At 66.0% G+C, this 14,595-nt stretch carries 9 protein-coding genes; 6 read left to right on the forward strand and 3 right to left on the reverse strand.

The window, feature by feature from the left end:
• Positions 1-59: 59 nt before the first annotated feature.
• Both CFB24_RS12145 and mutS read right to left on the reverse strand, forming a co-directional pair.
• A complete protein-coding gene (locus tag CFB24_RS12145; RefSeq protein WP_088520880.1) occupies positions 60-1,598 on the reverse strand; it encodes a YifB family Mg chelatase-like AAA ATPase in 1,539 nt (512 codons plus the stop codon).
• 59 nt (positions 1,599-1,657) lie between these two features.
• Positions 1,658-4,396 carry a DNA mismatch repair protein MutS gene (gene mutS, locus CFB24_RS12150; RefSeq protein ID WP_425332082.1) on the reverse strand — a complete coding sequence of 913 codons (2,739 nt, stop codon included), beginning with the start codon at positions 4,394-4,396 and terminating at the stop codon, positions 1,658-1,660.
• 185 nt (positions 4,397-4,581) lie between these two features.
• On the opposite strand from mutS, the gene CFB24_RS12155 reads away from it, so the two are divergent.
• The 6 genes from CFB24_RS12155 to CFB24_RS12180 all read left to right on the forward strand — a co-directional run bounded on the left by CFB24_RS12155 (position 4,582) and on the right by CFB24_RS12180 (position 13,565).
• Complete coding sequence (locus CFB24_RS12155; RefSeq protein WP_088520881.1) at positions 4,582-6,867, forward strand: NADP-dependent malic enzyme; 2,286 nt, start codon at positions 4,582-4,584, stop codon at positions 6,865-6,867.
• 78 nt (positions 6,868-6,945) lie between these two features.
• Positions 6,946-8,175, forward strand: coding sequence for an argininosuccinate synthase (locus tag CFB24_RS12160; RefSeq protein WP_088520882.1), 1,230 nt, complete (start codon positions 6,946-6,948; stop codon positions 8,173-8,175).
• Between the two features lie 62 nt (positions 8,176-8,237).
• The gene (locus CFB24_RS12165; RefSeq protein WP_158255191.1) at positions 8,238-9,536 is read left to right on the forward strand and encodes a type 2 periplasmic-binding domain-containing protein; all 1,299 of its coding nucleotides are present in this window, start codon (positions 8,238-8,240) and stop codon (positions 9,534-9,536) included.
• A gap of 166 nt (positions 9,537-9,702) precedes the next feature.
• Positions 9,703-11,514, forward strand: coding sequence for a translational GTPase TypA (gene typA, locus CFB24_RS12170; protein ID WP_088520884.1), 1,812 nt, complete (start codon positions 9,703-9,705; stop codon positions 11,512-11,514).
• Positions 11,515-11,574: 60 nt separating this feature from the next.
• Positions 11,575-12,876: an ActS/PrrB/RegB family redox-sensitive histidine kinase gene (locus CFB24_RS12175; RefSeq protein ID WP_088520885.1), complete on the forward strand. Its 1,302-nt coding sequence runs from the start codon at positions 11,575-11,577 to the stop codon at positions 12,874-12,876.
• Positions 12,877-12,974: 98 nt separating this feature from the next.
• Positions 12,975-13,565 (forward strand): ActR/PrrA/RegA family redox response regulator transcription factor, encoded by a 591-nt coding sequence (locus tag CFB24_RS12180; protein ID WP_088520886.1) that lies wholly within the window; start codon positions 12,975-12,977, stop codon positions 13,563-13,565.
• 6 nt (positions 13,566-13,571) lie between these two features.
• Here the strand turns inward: CFB24_RS12180 and holA are convergent, their stop codons facing one another.
• A complete protein-coding gene (gene holA, locus CFB24_RS12185) occupies positions 13,572-14,591 on the reverse strand; it encodes a DNA polymerase III subunit delta (protein WP_088520887.1) in 1,020 nt (339 codons plus the stop codon).
• Positions 14,592-14,595 lie beyond the last annotated feature (4 nt).

A 14,595-nucleotide genomic window follows, 5' to 3' on the forward strand; every position in this document is an offset into this window, starting at 1 on the left:
GGGGCGACGCCCCTCGGCGCCGCACTCCCCGACATAGCGCTGTTTTCCTGAAAATTGCCTTACGCCGCCGCCGAGGTCCGATCCGCTAGCGGGCGATACGACAAAGCTTCGGCGAGATGGGCGCGCAAAACGTCGGGCGCGCCCTGCAGGTCGGCGATGGTGCGCGCGAGCTTGAGCACGCGGTGAAAGCCGCGCGCCGACAGGCGCAGGCGCTCCGACGCCTCGCGGATCAATTTGCTGCCGGAATCGTCGAGCCGGATGGTCTGTTCGATGATCGCCGCCGTCGCCATGGCGTTGCAGGCCACGGCGTCGTGGCCGAGCGCCCGGTAGCGGGCGCGCTGGATGTCGCGCGCCTGCGCCACCCGCGCCGCCGCCTCCGCCGAGCCTTCCACGGGCGGCGGCAGGATCAGATCCGACGCCCGGATCGCCGGAACTTCGAGATGCAGGTCGATGCGGTCGAGAAACGGGCCGGAAATGCGGTTCTGATAGAGCTGGGCGCAGCGTTGCGGCGCGCCCTTCTGGCAGCGGTGGCCGGGTTCGTTGGCGAGCCCGCAGCGGCAGGGATTCATCGCCGCGATCAGCTGGAAGCGCGCCGGATAGGTGCAGCGCCGGTTGGCGCGGGAAATGGCGATCTCGCCGCTTTCGAGCGGCTGGCGCAGCGCGTCGAGCGCCGGGGCCTGGAATTCCGGCAGTTCGTCGAGGAACAGCACGCCGTGATGCGCCAGCGACGCCTCGCCCGGCTTGGCGTGCGGGCCGCCGCCGACCAGCGCCGCCATCGAGGCGGAATGGTGCGGCGCGCGGAACGGCCGGCGATCGGTGAGCTGGCCACCCGCCAGATTGCCGGCGACCGAATGGATCATCGACACTTCCAGCAATTCGCCCGGCGCCAGCGGCGGCAGGATCGAGGGCAGCCGCGCCGCCAACATGCTCTTGCCGGCGCCGGGCGGCCCGTTGAACAGCAGATTGTGCCCGCCGGCGGCGGCGATCTCCAGCGCGCGCTTGGCGCTTTCCTGGCCCTTGATGTCGCGCAGATCCAGCGGATCGCCAGTGAACGCCTTCACAGCGGGACGAGGCCGCGACAGCACTTGCGTTCCGCGAAAATGATTGGCGATCTGGATCAGATTGCGCGGCGCGATCACCGCCATGTCCTCCGAGGCCCAGGCCGCCTCGGGGCCGCATTCGGCGGGGCAGATCAGGCCCATGCCCCGCGCGCTCGCGGCGACCGCCGCCGGCAGCACGCCCGACACCGGGGCGATGGCGCCGTCAAGCGCCAGTTCGCCCAGCACGGTGAAACCTTCGAGCGCGTCGGACGGCAAGGCGCCCATCGCCACCATCACCCCCAGGGCGATGGGCAGGTCGTAATGGCTGCCCTCCTTGGGCAGGTCGGCCGGCGCGAGATTGACCGTGATCCGCTTGGCCGGCAGCGACAGGCCCGAGGCGACCAGCGCGGAGCGGACGCGCTCGCGCGATTCGGCCACCGCCTTGTCGCCGAGGCCGACCACGTTGAACACAACGGAGCCGTTCGAAATCATCACCTGGACGTCGACCGGCCGCGCCTCGATCCCTTCAAAAGCAACCGTCGCAACGCGAACGACCATGGGGCGCCTCCTGCGTGCAACAGGTTAACGTTACGACACCTGGTTGTCCACGCCTAGCCTCAGCTTTCGGCGGCGCGCTTGAGCGCGAACAAAGCCTCCAGCGCCTGGCGCGGCGTCATGTCATCGGGGTCGAGCGCCGCCAAAGCTTCGCGCAGCGCGTCGCCGCGTTTTGCCGGCGGGGGCGGCGGCGCCGGCGCGAACAGCGGCAGATCGGCCACCAGACGCTCGACCGGCGTGCGCAAATCGTTCAGCTCCAGCTCCCCGAGGATTTGGCGGGCGCGTTCGACCACGGCGACCGGCAATCCCGCCAGACTGGCCACCTGCACGCCATAGGAGCGGTCGGCGGCGCCCTGCGCGACCTCATGCAGGAAGACGACCTCGCCGCGCCAATCAGAGACGCGCATGCACAGATTGACGAGGCGCGGCAGTTTCTGCCGCAAATGGGTGAGTTCGTGGAAATGGGTGGCGAACAAAGCGCGGGAGCGGTTGGTTTCGTGCAGATGCTCCATCACCGCCCAGGCGATCGACAGGCCGTCATAGGTGGCGGTGCCGCGCCCGATCTCGTCGAGAATGACCAGCGATTTTTCCGTCGCCTGATTGAGGATGGCGGCGGTTTCCACCATTTCGACCATGAAGGTCGACCGCCCGCGCGCGAGATCGTCGGAGGCGCCGACGCGGGAGAACAGCCGGTCCACCACGCCGATATGGGCGCTCTTGGCCGGCACGAACGAGCCGATCTGCGCGAGAATGGCGATCAGCGCGTTCTGGCGCAGGAAGGTCGATTTACCCGCCATGTTCGGGCCGGTGATCACCGCGAGCTTGCCGCCGCTGTCCTTGTTTTTGCCGCCAAGCGCCCCGCCGAGATCGCAATCGTTGGGCACGAACGGCTCGCCGCGCGCCTTGAGCGCCGCTTCGACCACCGGATGGCGCCCCGCCTCGATCTGAAAGGCGAGACTGTTGTCAACACGGGGCCGAATCCAGCCGGCGTCGGCGGCGGTTTCGGCCAAGGCGGTCAGCACGTCGAGCGCCGCCAGCGCCGCAGCCGTCGCCTCCAGCTCGGCCGACTGGCCGAGCGCGGCGGCGACCAGCTCCGAGAAAATGCGCGCCTCGATCGCCAGCGCCTCGTCGGCGGCGTTGGTGATGCGGCTTTCGAGCTGCGACAGTTCCGCCGTCGAAAAGCGCATGGCGTCGGCCATGGTCTGCCGGTGGATGAATTCGGCGTTGAACGGCGGTTTGAGCAGCTTTTCGCCCTGCGCCTGATTGACCTCGATGAAATAGCCCAGAAAATTGTTGTGCTTGATTTTTAGCGCACGGGTTTCCGCTTTCTCGCAATACATGCCCTGCATGGAGGCGATCACGCGGCGGCTTTCGTCGCGCAGGGCGCGGGCGTCGTCGAGCGGCTGGTCATAGCCGGCGGCGACAAAATTGCCGGCGCGGCGGTCGAGCGGCAGATCCTCGCCCAACGCCACGGCGAGGCGCTGCGGCAAGGCGGTGTCGATCTCCGCTAAAAATTCGGCGGCCTTGGCCAGCAGGAACGGCGGATCTTTTTGCGCCAGCGCCACGCCGCATTGTCTCGCCGCGAACAGGCCGTCGCGCAGCGCCGCCAGATCGCGCGGGCCGCCGCGATCGAGCGCGAGCCGCCCCAAAGCGCGGGTCATGTCCGGCGCCGCCCGCAGGTCGCGGCGCAGGTCGGCGCGCAACAGCGGATCGTCGAGGAAAAACGCCGCTGCGTCCTGGCGCAGGGCGATTTTTTCAATGTCGCGCAGCGGCGCGGCGAGCCATTCCGCCAGGGTGCGCGCCCCGGCCGAACTGACCGTGCGGTCCAGCGCCCACAGCAGGGTTCCCTGGCGCTGGCCCGACTGGCTGCGCGCCAGTTCGAGATTGACGCGGGTGGCGGCGTCGATCTCCATGGCGGCGCGGGTTTCGACGCGGCTGGGCCGGTTGAGCCGGGGTTTTGACGCGAACTGGGTGCGCTCGATATAGGCGAGGCACAGGCCGGCGGCGTCGATCTCCAGATGGCTCAGCGGCCCGAGGCCGTCGAGCGTGCCCAGACCGTAATAATCCAGCAGCTTCTTCTCCGCCGCCCGGCCGAAAAACGCCTTTTCGTTCAGCGGGGTGATCGCGGCGCCGCCCTCCTCCAGCCGCGCGCGCAGGACGGAATCGGCCAGCAGCGTTTCGGCCGCGACGATCTCGCGCGGCTCCAGCCGCGCCAGCAGCGCGCCGAGCGCGCCGGTTTCGGTGACGTAAACATCGAAGGCGCCGGTCGAAATATCGACGGCGGCGAGGCCGAACAGCGCGGCGTCGGCCTTGTCCCTTTGCCGCACCAGGGCGACCAGCAGGTTGGCGCGCCCCGGCTCCAGCAGCCGCTCCTCGGTCAGGGTGCCCGGCGTGACCAGACGGACGACCGCGCGCTGGACGACCGACTTGCCGCCGCGTTTGCGCGCCTCGGCCGGGTCCTCGGTCTGCTCGCACACGGCGACGCGATGGCCGCAGGCGATCAGCTTGTGCAGATAATCGTCCGACCGTTCGATCGGCACGCCGCACATGGGAATGTCCTCGCCCAGATGCTTGCCGCGCTTGGTCAGCACGATGCCCAGGGTCTCCGAGGCTTTCCGGGCGTCCTCGAAGAACAATTCGTAAAAATCGCCCATGCGGTAGAACAGCAGGCAATCGGGATGGCCGCGCTTGATGTCGAGATATTGCGCCATCATCGGCGTGACCCGCGAGTCCGCGCCTTTGGCCTTGCCGCCGTCGAGGTCCTCGCCGGTTGGATTTGCATTTTCACTGTTGCGCGGCATAAGCCCCCCTCTCGCCGGGGAAACTAGCAAAGCCGACGGACGTAATCAGGCGCGAAACGGCTTTTCCAACGAAATTTCAGCCCCGACCGGCCCGGCGACCCAACTTTAGATCCTTATCCAAACGACGGCTTGTCATTTCGCGGCGCGCGGCTAAGGTCCGCGCGTCCACCAACAGAGATCGAAGAATGTCCGACACCAAGCCCGTCCGCCCGAAACGCCCGACCTTTACCGATCAGGAAGCGTTGCAGTTCCACTCCAAGGGGCGGCCTGGGAAGTTTCAGATTGCGCCGACCAAGCCGATGGCGACCCAGCGCGACCTGTCGCTGGCCTATTCGCCGGGCGTCGCGGTCCCCGTCAAGGCCATCGCCGAGGATCCCTCGCGCGCCTATGACTACACCATCAAGGGCAATCTGGTCGCGGTCATCACCAATGGCACGGCCATTCTGGGCCTGGGCAATCTCGGCGCGCTCGCGTCCAAGCCGGTGATGGAAGGCAAGGCGGTGCTGTTCAAGCGGTTCGCCGACGTCGATTCGATCGATCTCGAAGTGGGCACCGAGGACGTCGAGGAATTCATCAATTCCGTGCGCTATCTCGGCCCCTCGTTCGGCGGCATCAACCTTGAGGACATCAAGGCGCCGGAATGTTTCATCATCGAGGAGCGGCTGCGGGAACTGATGGACATTCCCGTGTTCCACGACGACCAGCACGGCACCGCGATCATCGCCGCCGCCGGCATGATCAACGCCATCTATCTCACCGGCCGCGACATCAAGAAGACCAAGCTGGTGTGCAACGGCGCCGGCGCGGCGGGCATCGCCTGCCTCGATCTCATCAAGGCCATGGGCTTCGCCCCCGAGAACGTCACTTTGTGCGACACCAAGGGCGTGGTCTATCGCGGCCGCGTCGACGGCATGAACCAGTGGAAATCGGCCCATGCGGTCGCCACCGACAAGCGCACTTTGGCCGAGGCGGTCGCCGGCGCCGACATTTTCTTCGGCCTGTCGGCCAAGGGCGCGCTGACGCCCGAAATGGTCAAGACCATGGCGCCCGATCCCATCATTTTCGCCATGGCCAATCCCGACCCGGAAATCGCGCCGGAGGACGCCCATGCCGTGCGGCCCGACGCCATCGTCGCCACCGGGCGGTCGGACTATCCCAACCAGGTCAATAACGTCCTCGGCTTCCCCTATATTTTCCGCGGCGCGCTCGACGTGCGCGCCAGCACGATCAACATGGAAATGAAGATCGCTGCGGTTCATGCGCTGGCGCAGCTTGCCCGCGAGGACGTGCCCGACGACGTCGCCCGCGCCTATCAGGGCGCGCGCCCGCGCTTTGGCCGCGAATATCTGATTCCCGCCCCGTTCGATCCCCGCCTGATCTCGGTGGTGCCGTCCGCCGTGGCGCGCGCCGCCATGGAATCGGGCGTCGCCCGCCATCCCCTGGTCGATATGGGCGCCTACCGGGCGCAGCTCTCCGCCCGCCGCGACCCCGTCGCCGGCGTGATGCAGGGCATCATCGACCGGGTGAAGCGCAATCCCAAGCGCGTGGTGTTCGCCGAAGGCGAGGAGGAGCAGGTCATCCGCGCCGCCAGCGCCTATGTCAACCAGGGCCTCGGCACGGCGATTCTGGTCGGGCGCGAGGATCTGATCGCCGAAGTGGCGCAGCGCATCGGCGTCGAACTCGACGACAAGCTGATCGAAATCCACAACGCCCGCATTTCCCACCGCAACGCCGCTTATGCGCAGATGCTCTACGAGCGGCTGCAGCGCAAGGGCCTGCTGTTCCGCGACTGCCAGCGCCTGATCAACAACGACCGCAACCATTACGCGGCTTCGATGGTCGCCGCCGGCGACGCCGACGCCATGGTGACCGGCGTGACCCGCAATTTCTCCAGCACGCTGGAGGAAGTCTCGCGCGTCATTGACCAGAAGCCCGGCCACCGGCTGATTGGCGTGTCGCTGGTTCTGGCGCGCGGCCGGCCGATCATCGTCGCCGACACCGCCATCACCGAAATGCCGGAGGCCCTCGATCTCGCGGAGATCGCCATCGAGGCCGCCGGCTTCGCCCGGCGTCTCGGCTACGAGCCGCGCGTGGCCATGCTGGCCTTCTCCAATTTCGGCCATCCGCCGGGCCACCGCACCTTGCGCGTGAAGGAGGCCGTCCACATCCTCGACCAGCGTCATGTCGATTTCGAATATGACGGCGAAATGGCGGCCGATGTGGCGCTGAACAAGGAGGCGATGTCGCTCTATCCGTTCTGCCGCCTCACCGACACCGCCAATGTGCTGATCATGCCGGCGTTCCACGCCGCGTCGATCTCCACCAAAATGCTGGTGGAGCTGGGCGGCGCCATGGTGATCGGGCCGATGCTGGTCGGCTTGGACAAATCGGTGCAGATCGTGCAACTGGGCGGCAAGGATTCCGAGATCGTCAATGCGGCGGCGCTGGCCGCCTTCAACGCGGAAATCTGACGCCGAAAAATCGCCGAGAAAGGTTGCGCCGCACGGCGGCGCGCCTATAGTCGCGCCCAAATTTTCCGCGAGTGCAAAATGTCCAAGAAAGAGATCAAGAAGGTCGTCCTCGCCTATTCCGGCGGCCTCGACACCTCCATCATCCTCAAATGGCTGCAGACCACCTATGGCTGCGAAGTCGTGACCTTCACCGCCGATCTCGGCCAGGGCGAGGAGCTGGAGCCGGCGCGCAAGAAGGCCGAACTGCTCGGCATCAAGCCGGAAAACATTTTCATCGAGGATCTGCGCGAAGAATTCGTGCGCGACTATGTCTTCCCGATGTTCCGCGCCAATGCGCAATATGAGGGCCTGTACCTGCTGGGCACCTCGATCGCCCGCCCGCTGATCTCCAAGCGCCAGATCGAAATCGCGCGCAAAGTCGGCGCCGACGCCGTCTGCCACGGCGCGACCGGCAAGGGCAACGACCAGGTGCGCTTCGAGCTTTCCTATTATGCGCTGGAGCCGGACATCAACGTGATCGCGCCCTGGCGCGAATGGAACCTCGCCTCGCGCACCGCGCTGATCGAATTCGCCGAAAAGCACCAGATTCCGATCGCCAAGGACAAGCGCGGCGAATCGCCGTTCTCGACCGACGCCAACCTGCTGCACACCTCGTCCGAGGGCAAGGTGCTGGAGGATCCGGCGCAGGAGACCCCCGATTACGTCTATTCCCGCACGGTGTCGCCGGAAGACGCGCCGGACAAGCCGACCTATATCTGGGTCGAGTTCGAGAAGGGCGACGCGGTCGGCATCGACGGCGAGAAGCTGTCCCCGGCCCAGTTGCTGACCCGCCTGAACGCGCTCGGCCGCGACAACGGCATCGGCCGCCTCGATCTGGTGGAAAACCGCTTCGTCGGCATGAAGTCGCGCGGCATGTACGAGACCCCCGGCGGCACCATCCTCTATTTCGCCCATCGCGGCATGGAATCGATCACGCTCGACCGCGGCGCGGCGCATCTCAAGGATGAGCTGATGCCGAAATACGCAGAGCTGATCTATAACGGCTTCTGGTTCTCGCCGGAGCGCGAGATGTTGCAGGCGATGATCGACAAGAGCCAGGAGAAAGTGACGGGCCGCGTGCGCGTCAAGCTCTACAAGGGCAGCGCCACCGTGGTCGGCCGCGAGAGCCCCTGGTCGCTCTACGATCAGGAGCTGGTCACGTTCGAGGAAGGGGCTGTCGCCTATGACCATCGCGACGCCGCTGGCTTCATCAAGCTCAACGCGCTACGATTGCGGACCTTGGCGAAGCGGGACCGGAAAACGTCCTGATTTTCCTCAGCGCCGGCGTTTGAATCCCGCGCTGGACGCGTTCGCCTTTCATGGGACGGAAGATGCGGCGCTCTCTTTCGCTGGCGGTCTCGATCGGCGCCTTGCTGATCGCTCTGACGGTGTTCGGCCTCTATTTCATCGAGCGGCCGACCGTCCTGCGCGTCGCTGTGGCGAAAGGCGGCGAGTCGCAAAAGCTGCTCGCCGCGCTGAATCAGGAATTCACGCGCGACCATACCGACATGCGCCTGCGCGTGATTCCCGTCGCGGACATGCGCGCGGCGGCGAAGGCGATTGAGGACGGCGGCGTCGATCTCGCCGTGATCCGGTCGGACGCCACGCCGCCGCCCAATGCGGCGACGGCGCTGATCCTCGAACATCAGATCCTCGTCGTTGTCGCGCCCCGCGGCTCCGGCGTCGCCAGCGTCGCGGATCTCAATGGCAAACGCGTGGTTTCCGTTGCGGTGGAGGCCGGCGACGAAGGCGCGGGCGCTCTGCTCGACGCCGTGGAGCAGCAATTCGCCCTCCCCGCGCAAACGCTGCCCCGCAAGACGGTCGAACCCGCCGAACTCTCCGATCGGCTCGCCAAGGGGGAGATCGACGCCGTTGTGGCGCTGGGGCGTTTCGACTCCCCGCATATGCTGCAAGTGGTGCGCGCGCTGGCGCGCGAGGGGGTTCCGTCCTTTCTCGCCATTGGCGACGCGGCGGCCATGGCCAAGAAGGACCGGGGGCTTGAGGCGACCGCGCTGCTGCGCGGCGCCTTTGGCGGCGGCCCCTCGCTGCCGCCGGAAAATGTCGACACGATCGGGGTGACGCTGCGGCTGGTGGCGTCCAACGACCTCGCCAACACCGTGGTGGGCGAACTGGTGCGGCAGACGCTGGCGCATCGCGCCGCCGTGGCCGCGAAAGCGCGCGTGGCCAACGCCATCGAAACGCCGGAAACCGACAAGGACGAGGCGCTGCCGACCCATCCGGGCGCCGCCGCCTTCATCGACGACGAGGAGGAAAGCTTTCTCGACCGCTACAGCGACGCGATCTACCTTGGCGCCATGGCCGTCAGCCTTATGGCCTCGCTCGGCGCCACCCTGCTCAGCCGCACGACGGTGCGCGGCTACGAACAATTCGACCATTTGCTGGAACAGGCGCTGGGAATTCTCAAGACGGCGCGCGAAGCCCAGGACATGGACGCCTTGCGCCAACTCGAACTGCAAATCGACGAAATCCTGACGAACACGCTGGCGAGCGGACAAATCCCCAAACTGGACGGGCATCAACTCGCGGGCCTGACCCTGGCGGTGGAACAGGCGCGCCTGGCGATCAAGGACCGCCGCCGCGCCGTCGCGGACGCGGCCGCACGCTCATGAAGCGCGCTTTTGCAATTGTCGGGTTTTTCAGTTAGAGCAGGCGCGACTTCCCGCCTCGCTTCACCGCCGCCCTTCGTCATCGCCGCGTCATCATTGGCGAGAATGACATCGCGGCGGCGCGGCGCGCGCGGCCGCTTTTCAAGATCGACCACACATCAAGGCGCCCATGAATCTCCGCAACATCGCCATCATCGCCCACGTCGACCATGGCAAGACCACGCTGGTCGATCAATTGCTTCGCCAGTCCGGCGCCTTCCGAGAGAACCAGCGCGTCGCCGAGCGCGTGATGGATTCGAACGACATCGAAAAGGAACGCGGCATCACCATTCTCGCCAAGGCGACCTCGGTGGTGTGGAAAGACACGCGCATCAACATCGTCGACACCCCCGGGCACGCCGATTTCGGCGGCGAGGTCGAGCGCATCCTGTCGATGGTGGACGGCGCCATCGTGCTGGTGGACGCCGCCGAAGGGCCGATGCCGCAGACCAAATTCGTGGTGGGCAAGGCGCTGAAGATCGGCCTGAAGCCGATCGTGGCCATCAACAAGGTCGACAAGCCCGACGCCCGCGCCAGCGAGGTCATCAACGAGGTGTTCGACCTGTTCGCCGCGCTCGACGCCACCGACGAACAGCTCGATTTTCCGATCCTCTACGGGTCCGGCAAGAACGGCTGGATGGCCGACGATCCCGCCGGCCCGCAAGAGGGCATGGGCCCGCTGTTCGACCTCGTGCTGAGGCACGTTTCGCCGCCGCCGGTCGAAGACGGCGCTTTGCGCATGCTCGGCACGCTGATCGAGGCCAATCCTTACCTTGGCCGCATCATCACCGGCCGCATCTTTTCCGGCGCCGTCAAGACCAACCAGGCCGTCAAGGTTCTCGACCGCCAGGGCAATCTGGTTGAAAGCGGGCGCGTCTCGAAAATTCTCGCCTTCCGCGGCATCGAGCGCCAGCCGATCGAGGAAGCCGACGCCGGCGACATCGTCGCCATCGCCGGTCTGGCGAAATTCAACGTCGCCGATACGCTGGTCGCGCCGGAAGTGACCGAGCCGCTGCAGGCCCAGCCGATCGACCCGCCGACGCTGTCGATGACCTTCCTCGTCAACGATTCCCCGCTCGCCGGCACCGAGGGCGACAAGGTCACCAGCCGCGTCATCCGCGACCGCCTGATGAAGGAGGCCGAGGGCAATGTGGCGCTGCGCGTCGAGGACTCCCCCGGCTCCGACTCCTTCGTCGTGTCCGGCCGCGGCGAATTGCAGCTGGCGATCCTGATCGAGAACATGCGCCGCGAAGGCTTCGAGCTGGGCATTTCCCGCCCGCGCGTCGTGTTCCAGAAAGACGAGAACGGAACCCGCCTCGAACCGGTCGAGGAAGTGGTGATCGACGTCGACGAGGAATTTTCCGGCGTCGTCGTGCAGAAAATGTCCGAGCGCAAGGCGGATATGGTGGAAATGCGCCCCTCCGGCGGCAACCGCCTGCGTCTGGTGTTCCATGCCCCGACGCGCGGCCTGATCGGCTATCAGGGCGAGCTTTTGACCGACACGCGCGGCACCGCGATCATGAACCGCCTGTTCCATTCCTATGCGCCCTACAAGGGCGACATTCAGGGCCGGCGCAACGGCGTGCTGATCTCCAACGACGCCGGCGAAGCCGTCGCCTACGCCATGTGGAACCTCGAGGATCGCGGCCCGATGATGATCGAGCCGGGCTGGAAGGTCTATGGCGGCATGATCATCGGCCAGCACACCCGCGAAAACGATCTTGAGGTGAACGTTCTCAAGGGCAAGAAGCTGACCAACGTCCGCGCCGCCGGCAAGGACGACGCGGTCAAGCTGACGCCGCCGATCCGGATGACGCTGGAGAAATCGCTGGCCTATATCGAAGACGACGAACTCGTCGAGGTCACGCCGAAATCAATCCGCTTGCGCAAAGTCTTTCTCGACCCCAATGATCGCAAGCGCGCGGTGCGCGCCAAGGATTAAACCCTGGGTTCGGCAATGCCTCGTAGAATATTGCGCGGTTTCAACTTCGGAGGGGCGAGGATGCAACTTCCGAGCGATGGCGTCCAATTCGGCCAGAATGCGCGTCATATCCGTATGGATACGCTGGTCAAATTGCGTTGGCTCGCCGTCGCCGGGCAGGCGGCGACGATCCTCGTCACCGCCTTCGTGCTGGGCTTCTCGCTCGACGTCACCGCCTGCCTGAGCCTGGTGGGCGTGCTGGCGGCCGCCAACCTGCTGGCGACGCTGTTCGCGCCCCGGCACTTGCGGCTGTCCGAGTTCAGCGCGGCGGGATTTCTGATCTTCGACGTGATTCAGTTGAGCGCCCTGCTCTATGTCACCGGCGGACTGGAAAATCCCTTCGCGATCCTGATCCTGGCGCCGGTGACCATTTCGGCGGTGTCGCTGCGGTTCAAGCACATCATCAGCGTGGTGCTGGCCTCGGCCATCTGCGTGACCTTGCTGTGCCTCGCGCACCGCCCGCTGCCCTGGCACGGCGGCGTCAGCTTTTCGCTGCCGCAGCTGTATCAGGACGGGCTGTGGGCCGCGATCATCGTGTCCAGCCTGTTCATCTCGGTCTATGTCTCGCGCGTCGCCAACGAATATCGCACCCTGAGCCAGGCGCTGGCCGCCGCCGAGCTGGTTCTGGAACGCGAGAACCATCTCTCCCGGCTCGACGGGCTGGCGGCGGCGGCGGCGCATGAACTCGGCACGCCGCTGGCGACCATTTCGCTCGTCACCCATGAGCTGAAGCGCGCCGATGTCCCGCAGGAGATCAAGGAGGATCTCGGTCTGCTGGAGCAGGAGGCGCGCCGCTGCCGCGACATTCTCGGCAAGCTGACCTCGCTCGAAGAAGACGACAACGAACCGTTCACGCGGACCAAGCTGAGCCTGCTGCTGGAGCAGATCGCCTCGCCCTATCAGCAGGGCGCGGCGGCGATCAAGATCGCGTTGGCGGGCGAGGGCGACGAACCCCGCTCCGACTGCAGCCCGACGGTGATCTACGGCATCGGCAACTTCATTGACAATGCGACGGATTTCGCCCGCGCCGCCGTGACGATCGACGCGAGCTGGGATCACGAAAAAGTGAAGATCGCCATCACCGACGATGGCCCGGGCTTCCCCGTCGATCTGATCGATCAGCTCGGCGAGCCCTATCTGGTGCGCAGTTCGGCGCGCGGCGGCAACATCAAGGACAGAGCCGGCCTGGGTCTGGGCGTGTTCATCGCCAAGACGCTGCTGGAGCGGTCCGGCGCCAGCGTTTCCTTCTCGAACGCCCGCAATGGCGGGGCGCGCGTCGCCCTGGAATGGAGCCGGGCCCGGTTCGAACAACCAAGTGTTTAGCTTGACATAAATCAATTTCTTTGTTCGATCACAGTTTGGGCAATGTGTTTGATTTTAGGTCAAGGGTGACGTATCGAATGCCTTCGTCTGAAAAAGGAATGACGGAAGCCGTGGACACCGTGAATAAAACCGAGGTCAGCGAAGCAGCGCTTCTGTTTGAAAAAGACAAGACGCTCCTGATTGTCGACGATGACAAGCCCTTCCTCAACCGTCTGGCGAAAGCGATGACAGCGCGAGGCTTCGTGGTCACTTGCGCCGAAACGGTCGCCGAAGGCATGAGCGCCGTGCAATCGGCGCCGCCCGCCTTCGCCATCATCGACATGCGCCTCGGGGACGGCAACGGCCTCGACGTCATCGGCGAGTTGAAGACGCGGCGGCCCGAGGCGCGCGGGGTGATCCTGACCGGCTACGGCAATATTTCCTCCGCCGTGCTGGCCGTCAAGCTGGGCGCATTCGACTATCTCGCCAAGCCGACCGACGGCGACGAGATTTTCTCGGCCCTGATCAATTCCACCTCCAATTCGGCGGGCGAAGCGCCGGCCAATCCGATGTCGGCCGAGCGCGTGCGCTGGGAGCATATCCAGCGCATCTTCGAACTGTGCGACCGCAATGTCTCGGAGACGGCGCGGCGCCTGAACATGCACCGCCGCACCCTGCAGCGCATTCTGGCGAAACGCGCGCCCAGATAAACAGGCTCACCGCGCCGCGCGGTCGCGCCGGTTGGATCGCGACAGCAACAGCCGGACCAGACGCTGATTGAAAAGCGTCGGGCTTTGCCGCGTCGCTTGCGTGAACCCCTGCAACGTCCGGATCAATTCGAGCGCCTCGCCGGGCGCGACGCTTTTCAGCTGACGCGTCAGTTCGGCCTTGCGGCTGTAGCCGCCGGTCCCGCGCAAAAACGTCTGCAGCGCGTCATTGACGTTGTTGAGGCCGAAGCTGCGGTGCATGGCCAGCACATGGCGCATCATCGCCAGCAGCAGCGCGGTCGGATCGGCGCCGGAGAGATGCGCGCCGAGCAGCAGGTCGAGCATGGCCGACCGTTCCCGCGAAAAGAAACCGTCGATCACCGCATCCATTTGCGACAGGTTCGGATCGTAGCAGATCGCCTGAACGTCGGAGAGACGGATCTCGTCCTGGCCATGGGTGAACAGCAGCAGCTTTTCGATCTCGTTGCGGGTGGCGATGCGATCCTCGCCGAGCACGCCCAGCAGGGCGTCGCGCGCGCTCGGCTCGATCTCGCGTCCCGCCGCCGCCAGTTCCTTCTCGACCAGCCGCAGCAGGCTGCGCGGCTCGTCCGGGCGGCATTCGATGGAGGCGGCGAAGGCCTGCGCCTCCACCCATTTGCGCAGCGGCGCGTCGCGGCGGAGATCGCCGGCCTCCAGCAGGATCAGGCAATTCTGCGGCGGCGCCTTGGCGATCATCTCCAGCGCGGGCAGAATCGACTTGCCGCCGACGCTGACGCAGATCACGCGCTGGGCGCGGTCGAACATGTCGATGGAATTGGCTTCGTCGACCAGAACCAACGGCTCGGCGGCGACGGCGTCGCCCGACAGCTGAATTTTCTGGCCCCGCGCCTCGCCCATGAAATGACGGCTGGCCAGCGCCAGCCGCTCGGCCACCAGGCCGCGATCGGAGCCGAACAGCAGCAGGATGAAATAGCGCGCCGGCGGCGCGGCGACGAAATCGTCAGCCTCGCTGTTGGTGATCGCGACCATGGCG

The sequence above is a fragment of the Rhodoblastus acidophilus genome (assembly GCF_900187365.1).
Classification (GTDB): domain Bacteria; phylum Pseudomonadota; class Alphaproteobacteria; order Rhizobiales; family Beijerinckiaceae; genus Rhodoblastus; species Rhodoblastus acidophilus.

Excerpts from the sequence above, each read along its gene's own strand:
- CFB24_RS12145 (WP_088520880.1), bottom strand. The coding sequence starts at position 1,598 with ATGGTCGTTCGCGTTGCGACGGTTGCTTTTGAAGGGATCGAGGCGCGG.
- mutS (WP_425332082.1), bottom strand. The coding sequence starts at position 4,396 with ATGCCGCGCAACAGTGAAAATGCAAATCCAACCGGCGAGGACCTCGAC.
- CFB24_RS12155 (WP_088520881.1), top strand. The coding sequence starts at position 4,582 with ATGTCCGACACCAAGCCCGTCCGCCCGAAACGCCCGACCTTTACCGAT.
- CFB24_RS12160 (WP_088520882.1), top strand. The coding sequence starts at position 6,946 with ATGTCCAAGAAAGAGATCAAGAAGGTCGTCCTCGCCTATTCCGGCGGC.
- CFB24_RS12165 (WP_158255191.1), top strand. The coding sequence starts at position 8,238 with ATGCGGCGCTCTCTTTCGCTGGCGGTCTCGATCGGCGCCTTGCTGATC.
- typA (WP_088520884.1), top strand. The coding sequence starts at position 9,703 with ATGAATCTCCGCAACATCGCCATCATCGCCCACGTCGACCATGGCAAG.
- CFB24_RS12175 (WP_088520885.1), top strand. The coding sequence starts at position 11,575 with ATGCAACTTCCGAGCGATGGCGTCCAATTCGGCCAGAATGCGCGTCAT.
- CFB24_RS12180 (WP_088520886.1), top strand. The coding sequence starts at position 12,975 with ATGACGGAAGCCGTGGACACCGTGAATAAAACCGAGGTCAGCGAAGCA.
- holA (WP_088520887.1), bottom strand. The coding sequence starts at position 14,591 with ATGGTCGCGATCACCAACAGCGAGGCTGACGATTTCGTCGCCGCGCCG.